This window comes from Halomonas sp. Y3 (genome assembly GCF_024137965.1).
Lineage (GTDB): Bacteria > Pseudomonadota > Gammaproteobacteria > Pseudomonadales > Halomonadaceae > Halomonas > Halomonas mongoliensis.
This window is the reverse complement of record NZ_CP099975.1, coordinates 600427-617312: the sequence shown is the minus strand read 5'-3', so window position 1 is coordinate 617312 and position 16886 is coordinate 600427. Positions and strand designations below refer to the sequence as shown.

The following is a 16886-nucleotide window of genomic DNA, read 5'->3' as shown; positions in this document are numbered from 1 at the left end:
ACGGCCTGGGCCGCCGCCAGGCCAGTGGCGACGGCCCAGGTCGATGGCGCTACGTCAGCCTTCGCGAGCGGCTAGATGCCTTCGCGACGGTTGATGCGGCGGTTGACCACGTTGGGGGCCCGACGCAGACGCTCCTCCTCCCCGAGCTGCTCGGCCTCGAAGGCGTCTGCCCCCACCGGGGTCTCGCCGTGGCGGCGATAGAGCTGGGTCAGCATCGCCTTGCGGTCGGCGCGCAGCTCGCGCACCAGCACGATCACCATGCCGTAGAGGATAAAGGTGAAGGGCAGCGCCGCGAGTACCGAGGCCGACTGCAGGCCGGTCAGGCCGCCGGCGGCGATCAGCGTCAGGCAGATGGCGGCGATCAGCACGCCCCAGATCACCCGCTTGTAGAGGGGCGGGTTGATGGAGCCGTTGTCGGTCATCTGGGCCACGATGTAGGAGGCGGAGTCGGCCGAGGTGACCAGGAAGATGAAGATCAGCATCATGGCCACCACCGAGAGCAGGCCGCTGAAGGGCATCAGGGCGAACATCTCGAACAGCGCCACGGTGATGTTGGCCTGGGTGGCCGCGGCCAGCCCCACGTCGCCGTTGAGCTCCATGTTCAGCGCCGCACCGCCGAACACGCCGATCCACAGGCAGGCCAGCAGCGGCGGCACCACCAGCACGCCGAACACATACTCCTTGATGGTGCGCCCCCGGGAGACCCGCGCCACGAAGGTGCCAACGAAGGGCGACCAGGCGATGACCCAGGCCCAGTAGAAGATGGTCCAGCTGCTCGCCCAGGTGTTGTCGCTGTAGGGCGAGATGCGCAGGCTCATGCCGATGAAGTTCTGCAGGTAGTCGCCAAGCCCCAGGGTGATGGTCTCGAGGATCGCCACCGTGGGGCCGGTGATCAGCACGTAGAGCATCAAGCCGATGCACAGGACCATGTTGAGGTTGGAGAGGCGCTTGATCCCCTTGTCCAGACCCGACCAGGTGGAGGCCATGTAGGCGAGAAACATCACCAGCAGGATCAGGAACTGCCAGAGCACCGACTCCGGCAGGCCGAACACGGCATTGAGGCCACCGTTCATCTGCAGCACGCCGAGGCCCAGGGAGGTCGCCACCCCCATCACCGTGGCCACCACGGCGAAGATATCCAGCGCCGGCGCATAGCGACGCGCACCGGGATGCTTGGCGGTCACCGAGGAGAGCACCGAGGAGACCAGGCCCGCCTGGCCCTTGCGGAACTGGAAGTAGGCGATGATCAGCCCCACCACCGAGAAGGCCGCCCACTGGTGGATGCCCCAGTTGAAGTAGGCGTACTGGATGGCATAGCGGGCGGACTCGGTGGTCTCGGCCGGCATGTCGCCGTAGGGCGGCTCGATATAGTGGAACATCGGCTCCGCCATGCCGTAGAACACCAGGCCGACGCCGAAGCCGGCGGCCAGCAGCATGCTGATCCAGGAAAAGAAGCTGAAGCTCGGGGTGCTGTCCTGTGGGCCCAGACGGATCTTGCCGTACTTGCTGAAGGCCAGGCCCAGCAGGAAGATCACGAACCCGAACACCGAGAAGAGGTAGAACCAGCCGAACAGCTGGGTGACCGCCCCCAGGGCGGCACTGGCCGTGTTGCCGAAGCCCTCCGGGAAGGCGGCACCTACCGCGACCAGCGCCAGGATGATGAGTGCGGAGACGGTAAAGACCGTCTTTCCTCCATGGTCTGCCATGCAAGAATCCCTTTGTGAAGGTGTTGTACAAGATCATGGTATCAGCTCGTCTCGGCATTGCCATGACGAGCCAACCGTTTATCTGCCGCTGCGAGCGCTACGGCATATTCCCCCGTCAGGATTGCATGATGCGCCTGCCGCCCCCATCCTGACGATCGTAAGCAGGCCAACTTTCTGGAGGAACCATGCCCCGCCTCGCCGATACGCCCCTCTCCGTTCTCGACCTGGCACCGATCCGCGAGGGCGGCAGCGCAGCCGACAGCTTCCGGGAGAGCGTCGCCCTGGCCCGGCTCACCGAGCAGCTGGGCTACACCCGCTTCTGGCTCGCCGAGCACCACAGCATCGAAGGCATCGCCAGCGCCGCCACCGCCGTGCTGATCGGCCATGTAGCCGGCGCCACCCAGCGCATCCGGGTGGGCAGCGGCGGCATCATGCTGCCCAACCACCCCCCGCTGGTGATCGCCGAACAGTTCGGCACCCTGGAGACCCTCTACCCCGGACGCATCGATCTGGGCCTGGGCCGCGCCCCGGGCTCCGACGGCGCCACCATGGCCGCCATGCGCCGGGACCCCTACGCCGGCGTGGAGGACTTCCCCCAGCGCCTGGAGGAGCTGCAGGGCTTTCTCGGCGACGAGCAGCCCGGCCAGCGGGTGCGGGCCGTTCCCGGCCAGGGCACCAAGGTGCCGATCTGGCTGCTCGGCTCCAGCGGCTACAGCGCCCAGCTGGCCGCTCGCCTGGGCCTGCCCTTCGCCTTCGCCGCCCAGTTCGCTCCGGGCTACCTGTTCGAGGCGCTGCGCCTCTATCGGGACAACTTCCGCCCCTCCGAGGTGCTGGAGCGGCCCCACGCCATGGTCGGCCTGCCGGTGATCGCCGCCGAGAACGACGCCCACGCCGAGTATCTGGCGACCACCGCCCGCCAGAAGTTCCTGGGCATGATTCGCGGCCAGCGTACCTGTGCGAAGCCGCCGGTGGAGCACCTGGAGATGACGCCCATGGAGGAGAACCAGCTGCAGCAGTTCCTGGGCGCCGCCATCGTCGGCGGCCCCGAGACGGTGCACGATGGCCTGGAGGCCTTCCTGGAGCAGACCGGCGCCGACGAGCTGATGCTCAATACCGACGTCTATACCCTGGAGGATCGCCTGAGAAGCTACGAGATCGTCGCCGAGGTGTGGCGGGGATGACGCGGCCATCCCGCCGGCCGGGAACAAAACGGGGCACGGCTTCTCCAAGAGGCAGCCACTTACGCGGCGCCAGACGCCGCTCTACCGGAGACGTTGATGAGTGACTCCCAGGGGCCCCACCAGGATCCGCGCCACAATATCGCCTGGCGCACCGCCCAGCAGTGGCAGCAGCGCGCCCGCCAGAGCCGGGGCGGCGGCCTGCTCGACAGCCTCAAGATGCTGCTGGCCTGGCTGCTGTTCGGCGCCATGATGATCGTCGCCCTGGTGCTGGGGCTCTTCTTCCTGCTGCTGGGGTGGGCGCTGATGCCTCTGCTGCGCTACCGGCTAAAGAAGCGCATGGAGCAGATGCGCGCCGACCAGGCCGAGGATGCGGGCGGCGGCTTCCACTACCGTGAGACTCGCTATCGCGAGACCCAGGGCGCAGACGGCAGCTACCGCGAACAGCAGGTGCTGGAGGGGGACTACGAGGTAAGAGAAGACGAGCGTCCCGGAAGCGAGCGGGACGCCCCCCGCTAGCGGCTCCGCCGACGCCAGAACGAAGATGACCCGCCTCGGCGGGTCACTTCGTTCGTGATGATGGCAAGGGAGCGTCGACGACTCAGTGACGCCGCAGCGCCTCCAGCGTCGCCGCGTTGGGGCAGAAGCCGCACGCCTCGGCGGCCGGCTCGCTGGCCAGCACCCGCTTGCAGCGGGCCTTCTCCGGGCAGCGCGAACAGACCCGCTCCAGGTCGCGGCGCACGCCGGGGCCGGCCAGGATGGTGTCGGCATGCTCGACGCCGTACACGTCCATCATGCGCGGCAGCTGCTCCAGGGGCGAGCGCTCCCCGGACCAGAAGAGCGATTCGTCGAGGCGTGCCAGCCCCAGGTCGCGCAGCCGCAGCTCCTGCTGGTCAGCGTCCAGGGCATTCCAGGCCTGGCGCTGCTGGCGGCAACGCCAGGCGTGGGCCATGCGGCGCATGGCAGAGGTAATAGCGAGCATGGGGAACCCCTCGTTGGTGATTCGACTCCCCCAGCCTAGCCCACCTCAGAAGGCCAGAAATTGATCCGCATCAGCCCTTTGGCCTGAGCACCGCCACCGGGCAGCACGCCTCGTGGAGCACCTCGTGGCTGACGCTGCCGGCCACCACCTGGGAGAGGCCGCTGCGCCCGTGGGTGGTCATGGCCAGCATCACGTCGCGGCTGTCGTCCAGGTAGCTGACGATGGCATCGGCCGGGGTGCCGTGCAGCACCTCCCAGTCCACCTCGATGCGGTACTCCCGCTCCAGCCGCCGCGCCAGCCCATGCACATAGCCGGACTCCATCACGTCGCCCGGGGCGCCCTCCCCCGCGGCCGCCTCCATGGCGCTGGCGTCGATCACCTGCAGCAGCTGCAGGCGGGCCCCGAAGCGCTCGGCCAGCGCCACCACGTGGGGCAGCATCGCCTCGGAGAGCGAGGAGCCATCCACGCAGGCCATGACCACCTCCACCCGGCCATGGCGCTCGGGCGCGTAGCGCGGCCCGCACAGCAGTACCGGGCGGCTGGCGCGGCGCACCACGCCCGCGGTGACGCTGCCGATCAGCATCTCGGGGACCGGGCGGCGGCCATGGGCGCCCAGGCACAGCCCCACGCCCTCCTGATCTGCCAGGCTCGCCAGGGCCTCCTTGGCACTGTCGTTCACCATCACCTCGACGGGTATCGCCGCAAGGCCTGGGGTCTTCTCCTCGGCCAGGCGAGCCCTGAGGGCCTCTCGTCGCCCCTCGGACTGGGCCGGGTCGGCAACCACCGACACCACGCTCAGGGAGGCCCCGAGCTGGGCGGCCAGGTTCCGGCCCAGCGCCAGGCCGCGCAGGGAGTGGTCGGTCTCGTCCAGAGCCACATGGATCGTCTGCATGAAGGTTCTCCTCGAAGCGCCGGGCGAGTTGTCGGAATGACCCGGCACGTCTGTGATCGGCGCCTGGCGCCTATTGTTGTTTCTCGGAAGCCGCCGCACTGGCATCCCGCCGCGACAGCGTGAAGGGTCGGTGCAGCAGCTGGTAGGCCAGAGCCCCCACCACCACGCCCCAGAAGGCGGAGCCCAGGCCCAGGAAGCTGATCCCGGAGGCGGTAGCGATAAAGGTGATCACCGAGGCCTCCAGGTGGTCCTTGTGGGCGGCGAAGGCGCTGACGTTGCTGGTGATGGCGCCGATCAGCGCCAGCCCCGCCAGGATCGCCACGAACTCGCCGGGCAGAGAAGTAAAGAGCAGCACGATGGTGCCGGCGAAGGTGCCGCCAATCAGGTAGAAGAGCCCGTTGGCCACCCCGGCCACGTAGCGCTTGTCGGGATCCTCGTGGGCCTCCTTGCTGGTGCAGATCGCCGCGGTGATGGCCGCCACCACCGTGGTGATGCCGCCGAAGAAGGCCGTCGCGAAGGAGGTCAGGCTGGTCACGGTGACGATGGGCTTGGCCGGCGTGCTGTAGCCCGAGGTGCGCAGGATCGCCATGCCCGGCAGGAACTGCCCGGTGAGGCTGACCAGCACCAGCGGGATCGCCAGGCTCAGGGTGGCGTTCCAGGTCCACTCGGGGCGGATGAACTGCGGCTCGGCCATCCTCACCGACACGCCCTGCAGGCTTGCCCCCTCCAGCACCACGGCCAGCACCACGCCGACGATCAGCAGCAGGATCAGGCTGTAGCGCGGTGTGAGCCGCTTGAAGGCCAGGTAGGCGATCACCATGCCGACGGCGAGCGCCGGTACCGACTCCAGAGAGACGAAGACACCCACGCCGAACTGGAACAGGATGCCCGCCATCATGGCGCTGGCGATGCCCGGCGGGATCGCCTGAACGATGCGGTCGAAGGAGCCGGTGATGCCCACCACAAAGATAATCGCCGCGGCGGTGAGGTAGGCCCCCACCGCCTCATTGAGCGACAGGCCCGGGAACAGGGTAACCAGCAGCGCCGTCCCCGGTGCCGACCAGGCCGTCACCACCGGCACCTTCAGCCACAGGCTGAGCAGGATGCCGGAGGCGGCGGCGCCGATGGAGATCGCCCAGACCCAGGAGGTCATCATGGCGGTCGAGATCTCCGCGCTCTGGGCGGCCTGGAAGAAGATCGCCAGGGGCCCCGCGTAGGAGATCAGCACCGCCACGAAGCCCGCCGTGACGGCGGGGATCGACCAGTCCTTGTGTAGTTGCATCATTGGCTCCGTCTTGGAAAACACTGATTTAATGCTGCGCTCGATATCCTGCCCGCCGGCGGTACTCAAAATCCTCATTTACTGCCGTGTAAACTCCGGTTTTTCCGTTCCGGCGGCGGTCAGCCTCTCTTCGCTCGCGACATAAATCAGCGCTTCCCTTGGGTTGAAAATTGCGGCGTCAGGCGACGCCCAGGTGAGTGTCGAGTATCGAGGGGTCCTCCCTGAGCCCCTTGGAGTCACCGCTGTAGACCACCTCGCCCTTGACCAGCAGCAGGTGCTTGTCGGCCACCTCCAGCAGGTTGTCGATGTTCTTGTCGACGATGATGCTGGCGATGCCCGAGGCCTTGATCTCGCGGATGATCTTCCAGATCTCGTCGCGGATCAGCGGTGCCAGGCCCTCGGTGGCCTCGTCCAGGATGACCATGTCGGGGTTGGTGGTCAGCGCCCGGCCGATGGAGAGCATCTGCTGCTCGCCCCCGGAGAGGAAGGAGCCGTCGTGATTGATGCGCTGGCCGAGCCGCGGGAAGGTGTCCAGCACCCGCTCGAGGGTCCAGGGCGATTCGCCGCGCTCGTTGGGGCGCGCCGCCATGATCAGGTGCTCGCGCACGCTGATGCCGGGGAAGATGCCGCGCCCCTCGGGCACGTAGCCGATGCCCTGGCGGATCAGCTGCCACGGGCGCCGCCTGGCGGTGGGCTTGCCCTTGATGCTGACCTCGCCCTCCCGCGGCGGCACGAAGCCGAGGATCGACTTCAGGGTGGTGGTCTTGCCCATGCCGTTGCGCCCCATCAGGCTCAGGGTCTCGCCGGGCATCAGGCGCAGGTCGACGCCATGCAGGACATGGCTCTCGCCGTAGTAGGTGTGCAGGCCCCGCGCATCGATCAGCGGGGCCGAAGCCCCCGAGGCGGAAGCCCGCGGATTGGTTATGGATAGAGCGCTCATGCGGCGGACTCCTCATGGTGACGGCCAAGGTAGACATCCCGAACCCGTTCGCTTGCCCGGATCTGGGCGGTGGGACCGGTCTCCAGCACGCAGCCGTCGACCATCACGGTGATGCGATCGGCCAGGCGGAACACCGAGTCCATGTCGTGCTCGATCAGCACCAGCGGATAGCGGTCCGAGAGCCCCTTGAGCAGCTCGGTGACCTGGGCGGTCTCCTCGCGGCCCATGCCGGCCATGGGCTCGTCGAGCAGCATCAGCTTGGGCGCGGTGGCTAGCACCATGGCGATCTGCAGCTGGCGCTGCTCGCCGTAGCTCATCGCCGAGGCCGGGGTATGGGCGCGATGCACCAGTTGGCAGGTCTCCAACACCTCCAGGGCGCGCTGGTCCACCTCGAGGGCCCGGTGGCGCGAACGCCAGCTGCCGAAGACGCCGCCCAGGTGGATGCGCGCCGCCAGCTGGCAGTTCTGCAGGCAGGTGAGGCGCGGGAAGATGTTGGTCTTCTGGTGGCTGCGGCCGATGCCCATCCGGGCGATCTGGCGCGCCTTCCTGCCCTGGATCGGCTGCCCCTGGAAGAGGATCTCGCCTTCGGAGGGCGGGAACTCCCCTGAGAGCAGGTTGATCAGGGTGCTCTTGCCCGCCCCGTTGGGGCCGAGAATGGCGTGGATCTCGCCCTGGCGGAGCGTGAAGTCGACGTCGTTGACCGCCACCAGGCCGCCGAAGCGGCGGGTCAGGCCTTTGGTTTCAAGCAGAGGGGTTGCAAGCAAAGGGGTCTCGAGCAGGACGTCGTGATGTGTCGTGGCACTCATGGCTCAGCCCTCCTTGCTGGTGGTAGATACGGCAGGCTTGGCCGCCTCGGGTGGCGTGGCGGTCGGCTCACGCTTCAGCCACTTCAGCAGCGGCGACTTGGCCAGCGACTCGCGATTCGGCGGGTCGATGATCAGCCCGGCGATGCCGCGGGGCAGCACCAGCACGGCGAGGATGATGGTGATGCCCATCAGAATCGGCCAGTGGGTGGTCATGTGCTCGAAGGTGTGCTGCAGGATCTCGTAGGCGAAGGCGCCGAGGATGGGGCCGAAGATGGTGCCCATGCCGCCCAGGATCAGCATCATCAGCACCTCGCCGGAGGTGTGCCAGCCGAGCTGGGCCGGGTTAGCGAAGCCGTACTGCATGGCCGCCAGCATGCCGGCGAGCGAGGCCATCACCCCGGAGATCACGAAGGCGACCAGCTTGTAGTGGCTGGTGGCATAGCCCAGCGCCTCCATGCGGTGCTCGTTGTCATGGATGCCGTCGAGCACCTGGCCATAGAAGGAGCGCGTCAGCCAGCGCAGGAAGAGGTAGCCCACCACCACCATGGCCAGGCAGACGTAGAAGAAGGTCAGCGGGTTGTCGAGGTCGAGCAGCACGGTGCCGCCGATCTCCACGCTGGGCCGGAACATGATGAAGACTCCGTCGGTGCCCCCGGTATGTCGCGAGGTGTTGACGAAGTAGTAGAGCATCTGGCCGAAGGCCAGGGTGGTCATGATGAAGAAGATGCCCTTGGTGCGGATGACCAGGAAGCCCACCACCAGCGCGGCCAGGGCCGAGATCAGCATCACCAGCGGCATCATCCACCAGATGGCGGCAGGGCTGAAGGCGGGACTGGCCAGCGCCAGGGTGTAGGCACCGAGGCCGAAGAAGAGGGCGTGGCCGAGGCTGACCAGGCCGACGATCCCCACCAGCAGATCCAGGCTCATGGCGAACAGCGCCAGGATCAGCATCAGGGTCATCTTTTCCATCATGAAGTCGCTCTGGGCGCCGAACACGAGCGGCCCCCACAGCGGAAAGATGGCAACGAAGGCGGTCAGCACCAGCATGATGATGACGACGCGCTTGGGATAGCGATGCAACATGTCAATTCTCCCTCAGGCAAACAGCCCGCGTGGCTTGACCAGCAGCACGGCGGCCATGATCAGGTAGATGACCATGCTGGCCAGACTGGGAATCAGGACCGAGCCGAAGGTCTCGGCCATGCCGATCAGGATCGCGCCCCAGAAGGCGCCCTTGATCGAGCCGATGCCCCCGATGACGACGACCACGAAGCAGGTGATCAGGATGCTGTCCCCCATGCCCGGGGCGATGGAGGTGAGCGGCGCGGCGATCATCCCGGCGAAGGCGGTAAGCGCCACCCCTACGCTGAAGATCAGGGTGAAGAGGGTGCGCACATTGATGCCGAGCCCCTCCACCATGTCGCGATTGACCGCGCCGGCGCGGATGATGATGCCGAGCCGGGTATGGCGGATGACCCAGTAGATCACCCCGGCCAGCGCCAGGCAGACGCCCATCACGAACAGCCGGTAGTGGGAGTACTGCAGGTTGTCGGTGAGCTGGATGCGCCCGCTGAAGAGCTCCGGGATCGGCACGCTGTGCACGTCGCCCCCCCAGATGATGCGCTGCATCTCGTTGAGCACCAGGATCAGGCCGAAGGTCAGCAGCACCTGGTAGAGGTGGTCACGCTTGTAGAGCGTATCGAGAAAGAGCCGCTCGATGATCAGGCCGAGCGCGATGGCGATGGGGATCGCCACCAGGATCGCCAGCCAGAAGTTGCCGAGGCGAAAGGTCAGGTCGTAGACCAGGTAGGCGCCGATCATGTACATGGCGCCATGGGCCAGGTTGATGATGCCCATGATGCCGAAGATGAGCGTGAGACCGCTGGCGATCAGGAACAGCAGCAGGCCGTACTGAAGCCCGTTGAGCAGCTGCACGCCGAAGAATGCGAGATCCATGAGACCCCTCCAAGAGTCGCGATGAAGGGGCGAGCGACGCCCGCCCCGTTATCCAAGAGGCAGCCGTTACATGCGGCAGGCTTCGTCCGGCACCTCGAGGTTCTCGTGGGCGATGCCGACGACCTCGTGCTTGCCGTTGCGAATCTCGCGCAGGTAGACGTTCTGGATGGGGTGGTGGGAAGCGGAGAAGCTCAGCGGCCCCCGCGGGCTGTCCAGCTGGACGCTGGCGAGCGCCTCGATCAGGCGCTCGCGGTCGGAGGTGTCACCCTCCACGGCCGCCATGGCCTGGACCAGCATCATGCCGGTGTCGTAGCCCTGCACCGCATAGGTGTCGGGCATCTGGCCGTAGGCCTCCTGATAGGCCTCGACGAAGGCGCGGTTCTGGGGGGTATCCAGGGTCTCGGCGTAGTGCAGGGTGGTCATCACCCCCTCGCCCGCCTCGCCGATGGCGGCCAGGTTGCCGTCGGTGAGAAAGCCCGAGCCGAGCAGCGGAATGGAGTCCTTGAGGCCCGCCGCGGCGTAGTCGCGCACGAAGCTCACGCCGCCGCCCCCGGCGAAGAAGGTGTAGACCGCATCGGGCCTGTCGCTTGCGATCTGGGCCAGGTAGCTCTGGAATTCGGTGTTGGGGAAGGGCACCAGGATCTGGCGCACGATCTCGCCGCCGGCCTCGGTGAAGGCCTCCTCGAAGCCCGCCAGGTCCTCCTTGCCGCCGGCGTAGTCCCAGGTGATGGTCACGACGCGGCGATGGCCCAACTCGTAGGCCACCTTGCCCATGGGGTAGCTGTCCTGCCACATGCTGAAGGAGGTGCGGAAGACGTTGGGCATGCACAGTTCGTTGGTGGCGGCGCCGAGCCCGGCATTGGGAATGATGGTGATGGCGCCGGTCTGCTGGGCCACCCGCAGCATGCCCATGGCCACGCCGGAGTGCACCGGGCCGATCACGAAGTCGACGTTGTCGCCGCGCACCAGGCGGCTCATGTTCTGGGGTGCCCGCGAGGGGTTGGCCTCGGAGTCGAGCTTGATGTACTGGACATCGCGGCCGCCGAGCTGGTCGCCATGCTGGGCGATGGCCAGCTCCAGGCCGTTGGTGATCGCCTCGCCCAGGGCGGTGTAGGTACCGGTATAGGGCAGCATAAGGCCGAGCTTGACGGCGCCGTTGTCGCTGGCGTAGGCGGCGCTGCCCACGGCCATGCCGGCGGCGATCAGGGAGGTCAGGGCGCACTTCTTGAAGGTGGTTTTCATTGTGGTTTTCCGGATGATCAGAGGTGAAGGCTTGGAGCCTTTGCTTGTTATTGAGTCGCTTGTTATTGAGGCGGCGTCCGTGCCGCACAGCCATCGTCCCTCTCAGACGTGGTAGATATCTCAGATGTGATAGATATCGATGACCTGGTGGATATAGTCGTTATTGAGTTGCACTACCTTGCGGGTGATCAGCGGCGACTCGCCCGACACGTCCAGGATGTAGAAGGAGGCCCCGAAGAAGGTCTGGGTCTCCTTGTAGCGGTGGTTCAGGGTCTGCCAGTTGAAGCGCAGTGAAAGCGTGTCCCCCTCCTCCTTGAGCACCTCGATGTTGGTGATCTGGTGGGTGGTGCGCGGCTCCGGCGTACTCGCCCCCGAGCGCTCGGTCTTGATCCGGTAGACCCGGTCCTCGAGACCCTCACGGCTCGGGTAGTAGATCAGCGAGATCTCGCTGTGCGGGTCCCGGGTCAGCTGGTCGTCGTCGTCCCACGCCGGCATCCAGAACTCGACGTCCTTGCTGTAGCAGGTCAGCCACTCGTCCCACTGGCGGTCGTCGAGCAGGCGCGCCTCGCGGTACAGGAAGGCCTGGATCTCTTGGTAGCTAAGGCTCATCTCTCTTCTCCCCTTCTCGGTACGGGCCGGACTCAGGCGGTCTGGGTGGCGATAAACTGGCTGCGCTCTTTCTCGATGGCGCGCAGCATCTCCTCGACCCAGTGCTTGTGGTGCAGCACGTAGAGGCCTTCATCTTCCGGCGAGGCGCCGCTGAGCAGCGGCTGCATGCCGATTGCCTTGGCATTGTCGTCGGCGCCTTCGATCCACTGCTTGGCCCCGCGGGAGAGGTCGTTCCACTCGGCCAGGGCGCCGTGGTAGCCGTCCTGACAGCCGCGGAACTCCTCGAGGTCGTCCGGGGTGCCCATGCCGGAGACGTTGAAGAAGTCCTCATACTGGCGGATGCGCACGCGACGGTTCTCGGCGGACTCGCCCTTGGGCGCGAAGCAGTAGATGGTCACCTCGGTCTCGTCGACGCTGATCGGGCGCAGCACGCGGATCTGCGTGGAGAACTGGTCCATCAGGTAGACGTTGGGGTAGAGGCAGAGATTGCGGGTCTGGTTGACGATGGAGTCGGCACGCGCCTCGCCGAACTGCTCCTGGATCCACTCCTTCTGCTGGTAGACCGGGCGCACCTCGGGGTTGAGCAGGCGGGTCCACAGCAGCATGTGGCCGTTTTCATAGGAGTAGAAGCCGCCCAGGCTCTTGGACCAGCCGTCGGCGTCCACCGCCTTGGTGCCGCCGGCGTCGTAGTTGCGGCGATCCATGGTGGAGGCGTAGTTCCAGTGCACGGTGCTGACGTGGTAGCCGTCGGCGCCGTTCTCGGCCTGCAGCTTCCAGTTGCCCTTGTAGGTGTAGGAGGAGGTGCCGCGCAGCACTTCCAGCCCTTCCGGCGCCTGGTCGACGATATTGTCGATGATCTTCTTCGTTTCCCCGAGATAGTCGTCCAGCGGCTTGACGTCCTCGCTCAGGCTGCCGAACAGGAAGCCCTTGTAGCTCTCGAAGCGCGGCACGCGCTTGAGGTCGTGAGAGCCCTCCTGCTTGAAGCCGTCCGGGTAGGCGCCCACCTTCTCATTCTTGGCCTTGAGCAGCTTGCCGTCGTTCTTGAAGGTCCAGCCGTGGAAGGGGCAGGTGAAGGTGCCCTTGTTGCCGCGCTTGCGGCGGCACAGGGTGGCGCCGCGGTGGGCACAGGCGTTGATCAGGGCGTGCAGCTCGCCTGCCTTGTCGCGGGTGATGACCACCGGCTGACGGCCCATGGTCACGGTCATGTAGTCGCCCGGCTCACTGATCTGGCTCTCGTGGGCCAGAAACAGCCAGTTGCCTTCGAAGACGTGCTTCATCTCGAGCTCGAAGAAGGCCGGGTCGGTGAACATGCTGCGGTGGCAGCGGAAGATGCCCTGCTCGGCGTCGTCGACGACGGCGCCGCGGACGCGCGCTTCGAGTTGATCAAGCTTGCTGGTCATGATCCAGGTCCTCGATGTCTTATCGTAAGCTGTCGTTTCGGCCCAGCGGGCTCTCGTGGAGAGCCCGCTGGCGTCAGGGGATAGGGGCAGGGAGCAGCCTCAGACCTTGGCGGTGCCGGCCAGCTGGCTGGCCTGGTCCTGCTCGTCTTCCTTGGCGCGGGGACGGGCGTGACGGGTCTGCAGCTCGGGCTTGTCGGTCTTGGCCAGCTCGATGTCGAACACCACCTCGGAGAAGGGACCGTCCAGCTCGCGCTTGGCGATCTCGCCCGCGTCCTCGATGCGGCTGGCCGGCACCACCAGCTCCTCGCGGGTGGCGAAGGCGAAGTCGTCGAAGGTGTAGGGGTCGCCCGCCAGGTTGATCTGGGTGGTCAGGTGCTGGTGGCCCGGCGCGGAGATGAAGTAGTGGATATGCGCCGGACGCTCGCCGTGACGGCCCAGGGACTTCAGCACCACGTCGGTGGGGGCGCCTTCCGGCACGCCGTAGCCGGACGGGATGATGCTGCGCGCGGTGTAGCGGCCTTCACTGTCCGCGTAGATGGTGCGGCGCATGTTGTACTCGCTCTGGGTCTTGTCGAAGAAGGAGTAGCCGCCCTTGGAGTTGCAGTGCCAGATCTCGACCTTGGCGCCGGGGATCGGGTTGCCGTCCACGTCGCGCACCTGGCCGGTCAGCCACATCACCTCGGCATCCGGGTCGCTGCCGTCATCCATGCGCGCGAAGCCTTCGGCCTCCGGGGCGCCGGCGACATACAGCGGACCCTCGATGGTGCGCGGGGTGCCACCGGTGCGCTTGGCCTCGGCGTCGATGGCGTCCCGGCGCATGTCCAGGTAGTGGTCGAAGCCCAGGCCCGGCGAGAGCAGGCCGAACTGGGTCTGGCTGCCCAGGGCGTTGAGCAGGTTGACCGCGGACCAGTACTCCTCCTCGGTGACGTCGAAGTCGTCGATCAGCTTGAAGAGGTCGGAGATCAGGCGATGGACGATCTGCTTGGCGCGGTCGTTGCCGCCCTCCTGGTCGAAGCCGGCGATGGTCTTCAGGAAGTCCTGAACTTCGGGGGTGTCGAAAATCTTTACGGTCATGGTGGTCATCTCCTCGTCATTGTCGTTGTGCCCTGCGCTGCGTCAGGGGGAGTGCAAGGCCATCAATCGAGCGGCTCTGATGTCCGCTTTGCTGGGTGTCGAGGAGATTCTGGCGCTCGCCGCAAGTCCCAACCAATATCGAATGGGTACCCCGCCATACCCCTGAGGTATCGACCTGCCCTGCCACACTCCCCTCCTCCCCGCCCGGGCCGACGAGGAAAAATCCATGATTTCCCAGTGAATTATCCAGGGGAGCCGCAGGCTCGACGGCGCCGGGACGCCGCCGCACGACAACGAGGCGGGCACGCCCGGTGGCGAGACGGCATCAAATAGCGGGATTGGCGGCGCTCCGGCAGCACCGGCCTGGGGCGAAGTCACGCTCCGTCAACCCTGCGGGGCGCCAAGCCTGCGACAAAAGCATAATGGGCGATGACGCCGACAAAAAAGGCGACGGGGTTGTCCGTCGCCAAGCCGCCGGTCGTCCCCGGCCGAGAGAAAACACTTCACGCCTTGTCAGGAGCCTGATGCTCCCTCTTAGCCACTCGGCTGCAGGGCCAGCCCCACCTTGCCCATTCGGCTCCCCGACACGAGGCGATCCAGCGCCTCGTGAATGGCCGCCAGCGGATAGACGCTGTCGATGACGGGGGTGATCCCGTGGCGCTCCACGTAGGCGAGCAGCTCCCGGAACTCCGCGGCGTTGCCGCTGGTGGAGCCGATGATCTGCAGCTGGCGGATAAAGATCCGCTTAAGGTCCGCCGGCGGCTGGTCCCCCGAAGTTGCCCCGCAGGTCACCAGGCGCCCACCGCGCACCAGCGACTTCATGGCCGAGGCCCAGACGGCCTCGCCGACGTTCTCGACCACCACATCCACGCCGCGGCCATCGGTCAGCGCCATCACGCGCCGGGCCACCTCCTCGGTCCTGCCGTTGATCGCCTCGTGTGCGCCCAGCGCCAGGGCCCGCTGGAGCTTGTCATCCTCCCGGGAAGTGACGATCACCCGGGCGCCGATGCTGGCGGCGAGCTGCATGGCGGCGAGCGACACGCCGCCGCCGACGCCGAACACCAGCACGGTCTCCCAGGGCTTCAGCTGCGCCCGGGTGAAGAGCATCCGCCAGGCGGTGAGGTAGTTGACCCCCAGGGCCGCGGCCTGCACGAAGTCCAGGTGCGCGGGCATGGGGAAGAGGTTCTCCACCGGCACGCTGAGCCACTGGGCGAAGGTGCCGTCCACATGCTCGCCCATGAGCTTCATGCGGGTGCAGAGCACGTCGTCGCCCCGCTGGCAGAACTCGCACCGCCCGCAGGTCAGGTTGGGAAAGACCACCACCTGCTGGCCCACCGTCAGGCGCGTCTCGCCCTCCTCGATGGCCTCCACCATGCCGGCGCCGTCCAGCCCCATCACCAGCGGCAGCTCGTGGGTGATGCCCGCACCGCTGTTGCGCATGTAGAGATCGACCTGATTGAGGGTGCCCGCCTCGAGGCGCACCAGCGCCTCGCCCGGCCGTCGCCGAGGCCGCTCCCCCTGCCTGACCTCGACCACCTCGTTGCCGCCGTGGCCGGTGATCACGACGCTCTGCATGATGTTGGTCATGGTCAGGTCCTCTCCAGCAGCGTGGCGATACCCTGCCCCACGCCTACGCACATGGTGCACAGGGCGTAGCGCTTGCCGCTCTTCTGCAGCTCATGGGCCGCGGTCAGCAGCAAGCGGGCGCCGGACATGCCCAGCGGGTGACCCAGCGCAATGGCGCCGCCGTTGGGGTTGACCCGGGGGTCGTCGTCGGCGATCCCCAGCTCGCGCATGCAGGCGAGCGCCTGGGCGGCGAAGGCCTCGTTGAGCTCGATCACGTCGATCTCGTCCAGCGACACGCCGGTGCGCGCGAGTAGCTTCTGCACCGCGGGCACCGGGCCGATGCCCATGATGCGCGGCTCGACGCCGGCAGTGGCCATGCCGAGGATCTTCGCCATGGGGGTGAGGCCGTGCTTCTCCACCGCGGCGGCGCTTGCCACCAGCATGGCGGCGGCGCCGTCGTTGACCCCGGAGGCGTTGCCGGCGGTGACGCTGCCGCCCTCGCGGAAGGGGGCGGGCAGGGCGGCGAGCTTCTCGAGCGTCGTCGCGCGCAGGTGCTCGTCCTGGTCGAAGCGCAGCGGTTCCTGCTTGCGACGCGGAATCTCGATGGCAGTGATCTCCAGCGCGAAGCGGCCGGCGGCCTGGGCGGCGGCGGCCTTCTGCTGGGAGCGCAGGGCGAAGGCGTCCTGGTCCTCGCGGGAGATCTTGAACTGCTCGGCGACGTTCTCGGCGGTCTCCGGCATCGAGTCGACGCCGTAGGCCTTCTGCATCAGCGGGTTGATGAAGCGCCAGCCGATGGTGGTGTCCTCGATCTGCTGGCCCCGGGAGAAGGCGCTGTCGGCCTTGCCCATCACGTAGGGGGCCCGGGACATCGACTCCACGCCGCCGGCCAGCGCCAGGTCCATCTCGCCGGCCTTGATGGCGCGAAAGGCGGTGCCCACCGCGTCCATGCCGGAGCCGCATAGGCGGTTCAGGGTGGTGCCGGGGATGGATACCGGCAGGCCCGCCAGCAGCGACGCCATGCGCGCCACATTGCGGTTGTCCTCGCCGGCCTGGTTGGCGCAGCCCATGAAGACCTCTTCGATGGCGGCAGGGTCGAGATCCGGCGTCTCGGCCAGCACCGCCTTGAAGATGGCGGCCGCCAGGTCGTCGGGGCGCACGCTGGAAAGGGTGCCGCCGAAACGCCCCACGGCGCTGCGGCGTGGGTGACAGAGGTAGACACTATTCATAACTAGCACCAAGTGATTCACGGCGAT

16 protein-coding genes are annotated in these 16886 nt (G+C 67.0%); 2 read left to right on the top strand and 14 right to left on the bottom strand.

Annotated features, from left to right (window positions below):
* Positions 1-71 precede the first annotated feature (71 nt).
* The gene (locus NHL60_RS02915; protein ID WP_253448800.1) at positions 72-1706 is read right to left on the bottom strand and encodes a BCCT family transporter; all 1635 of its coding nucleotides are present in this window, start codon (positions 1704-1706) and stop codon (positions 72-74) included.
* Between the two features lie 185 nt (positions 1707-1891).
* Between NHL60_RS02915 and NHL60_RS02910 the strand changes: the two genes are divergently transcribed.
* Entirely contained in the window at positions 1892-2887 is a 996-nt protein-coding gene (locus tag NHL60_RS02910; protein WP_253448797.1) for an LLM class flavin-dependent oxidoreductase, read from the top strand.
* A gap of 96 nt (positions 2888-2983) precedes the next feature.
* On the top strand, positions 2984-3403 hold the full coding sequence (locus tag NHL60_RS02905; protein WP_253448794.1) for a hypothetical protein: 420 nt from the start codon (positions 2984-2986) through the stop codon (positions 3401-3403).
* Between the two features lie 82 nt (positions 3404-3485).
* Here the strand turns inward: NHL60_RS02905 and NHL60_RS02900 are convergent, their stop codons facing one another.
* From NHL60_RS02900 to pcaF, 13 genes are all read right to left on the bottom strand, one after another.
* Entirely contained in the window at positions 3486-3866 is a 381-nt protein-coding gene (locus NHL60_RS02900) for a DUF6455 family protein (RefSeq protein ID WP_253448791.1), read from the bottom strand.
* A 70-nt stretch (positions 3867-3936) separates the two neighbouring features.
* On the bottom strand, positions 3937-4758 hold the full coding sequence (locus NHL60_RS02895) for a universal stress protein (RefSeq protein ID WP_253448788.1): 822 nt from the start codon (positions 4756-4758) through the stop codon (positions 3937-3939).
* A gap of 70 nt (positions 4759-4828) precedes the next feature.
* A complete protein-coding gene (locus NHL60_RS02890; RefSeq protein WP_253448785.1) occupies positions 4829-6040 on the bottom strand; it encodes a benzoate/H(+) symporter BenE family transporter in 1212 nt (403 codons plus the stop codon).
* 178 nt (positions 6041-6218) lie between these two features.
* Entirely contained in the window at positions 6219-6980 is a 762-nt protein-coding gene (locus NHL60_RS02885; protein ID WP_253448782.1) for an ABC transporter ATP-binding protein, read from the bottom strand.
* Positions 6977-7786 (bottom strand): ABC transporter ATP-binding protein, encoded by an 810-nt coding sequence (locus NHL60_RS02880; RefSeq protein ID WP_253448779.1) that lies wholly within the window; start codon positions 7784-7786, stop codon positions 6977-6979. The genes NHL60_RS02885 and NHL60_RS02880 overlap by 4 nt, the downstream gene beginning before the upstream one ends.
* Before the next feature lie 3 nt (positions 7787-7789).
* Positions 7790-8869: a branched-chain amino acid ABC transporter permease gene (locus tag NHL60_RS02875; RefSeq protein ID WP_253448776.1), complete on the bottom strand. Its 1080-nt coding sequence runs from the start codon at positions 8867-8869 to the stop codon at positions 7790-7792.
* 12 nt (positions 8870-8881) lie between these two features.
* Entirely contained in the window at positions 8882-9742 is an 861-nt protein-coding gene (locus tag NHL60_RS02870; protein ID WP_086511520.1) for a branched-chain amino acid ABC transporter permease, read from the bottom strand.
* A gap of 66 nt (positions 9743-9808) precedes the next feature.
* Positions 9809-10984 (bottom strand): ABC transporter substrate-binding protein, encoded by a 1176-nt coding sequence (locus tag NHL60_RS02865; RefSeq protein WP_253448773.1) that lies wholly within the window; start codon positions 10982-10984, stop codon positions 9809-9811.
* Between the two features lie 120 nt (positions 10985-11104).
* Positions 11105-11593, bottom strand: a complete 489-nt coding sequence (gene benB, locus NHL60_RS02860) for a benzoate 1,2-dioxygenase small subunit (protein ID WP_253448770.1) — start codon at positions 11591-11593, stop codon at positions 11105-11107.
* A 32-nt stretch (positions 11594-11625) separates the two neighbouring features.
* Entirely contained in the window at positions 11626-12993 is a 1368-nt protein-coding gene (locus NHL60_RS02855; RefSeq protein WP_253448767.1) for a Rieske 2Fe-2S domain-containing protein, read from the bottom strand.
* A gap of 99 nt (positions 12994-13092) precedes the next feature.
* On the bottom strand, positions 13093-14067 hold the full coding sequence (gene catA, locus NHL60_RS02850; protein WP_253448764.1) for a catechol 1,2-dioxygenase: 975 nt from the start codon (positions 14065-14067) through the stop codon (positions 13093-13095).
* A 534-nt stretch (positions 14068-14601) separates the two neighbouring features.
* Positions 14602-15654, bottom strand: a complete 1053-nt coding sequence (locus NHL60_RS02845) for a zinc-binding dehydrogenase (RefSeq protein ID WP_253448761.1) — start codon at positions 15652-15654, stop codon at positions 14602-14604.
* 2 nt (positions 15655-15656) lie between these two features.
* Entirely contained in the window at positions 15657-16859 is a 1203-nt protein-coding gene (gene pcaF / locus NHL60_RS02840) for a 3-oxoadipyl-CoA thiolase (protein ID WP_253448758.1), read from the bottom strand.
* Between the last annotated feature and the right edge of the window lie 27 nt (positions 16860-16886).

What these genes read in the sequence shown, in the direction of transcription:
- NHL60_RS02900 (WP_253448791.1), bottom strand. Translation starts at nt 3,866, where the DNA reads ATGCTCGCTATTACCTCTGCCATGCGCCGCATGGCCCACGCCTGGCGT.
- NHL60_RS02865 (WP_253448773.1), bottom strand. Translation starts at nt 10,984, where the DNA reads ATGAAAACCACCTTCAAGAAGTGCGCCCTGACCTCCCTGATCGCCGCC.
- NHL60_RS02915 (WP_253448800.1), bottom strand. Translation starts at nt 1,706, where the DNA reads ATGGCAGACCATGGAGGAAAGACGGTCTTTACCGTCTCCGCACTCATC.
- catA (WP_253448764.1), bottom strand. Translation starts at nt 14,067, where the DNA reads ATGACCGTAAAGATTTTCGACACCCCCGAAGTTCAGGACTTCCTGAAG.
- NHL60_RS02855 (WP_253448767.1), bottom strand. Translation starts at nt 12,993, where the DNA reads ATGACCAGCAAGCTTGATCAACTCGAAGCGCGCGTCCGCGGCGCCGTC.
- NHL60_RS02845 (WP_253448761.1), bottom strand. Translation starts at nt 15,654, where the DNA reads ATGACCAACATCATGCAGAGCGTCGTGATCACCGGCCACGGCGGCAAC.
- benB (WP_253448770.1), bottom strand. Translation starts at nt 11,593, where the DNA reads ATGAGCCTTAGCTACCAAGAGATCCAGGCCTTCCTGTACCGCGAGGCG.
- NHL60_RS02910 (WP_253448797.1), top strand. Translation starts at nt 1,892, where the DNA reads ATGCCCCGCCTCGCCGATACGCCCCTCTCCGTTCTCGACCTGGCACCG.
- NHL60_RS02875 (WP_253448776.1), bottom strand. Translation starts at nt 8,869, where the DNA reads ATGTTGCATCGCTATCCCAAGCGCGTCGTCATCATCATGCTGGTGCTG.
- NHL60_RS02880 (WP_253448779.1), bottom strand. Translation starts at nt 7,786, where the DNA reads ATGAGTGCCACGACACATCACGACGTCCTGCTCGAGACCCCTTTGCTT.
- NHL60_RS02890 (WP_253448785.1), bottom strand. Translation starts at nt 6,040, where the DNA reads ATGCAACTACACAAGGACTGGTCGATCCCCGCCGTCACGGCGGGCTTC.
- NHL60_RS02895 (WP_253448788.1), bottom strand. Translation starts at nt 4,758, where the DNA reads ATGCAGACGATCCATGTGGCTCTGGACGAGACCGACCACTCCCTGCGC.
- NHL60_RS02885 (WP_253448782.1), bottom strand. Translation starts at nt 6,980, where the DNA reads ATGAGCGCTCTATCCATAACCAATCCGCGGGCTTCCGCCTCGGGGGCT.
- NHL60_RS02870 (WP_086511520.1), bottom strand. Translation starts at nt 9,742, where the DNA reads ATGGATCTCGCATTCTTCGGCGTGCAGCTGCTCAACGGGCTTCAGTAC.
- pcaF (WP_253448758.1), bottom strand. Translation starts at nt 16,859, where the DNA reads ATGAATAGTGTCTACCTCTGTCACCCACGCCGCAGCGCCGTGGGGCGT.
- NHL60_RS02905 (WP_253448794.1), top strand. Translation starts at nt 2,984, where the DNA reads ATGAGTGACTCCCAGGGGCCCCACCAGGATCCGCGCCACAATATCGCC.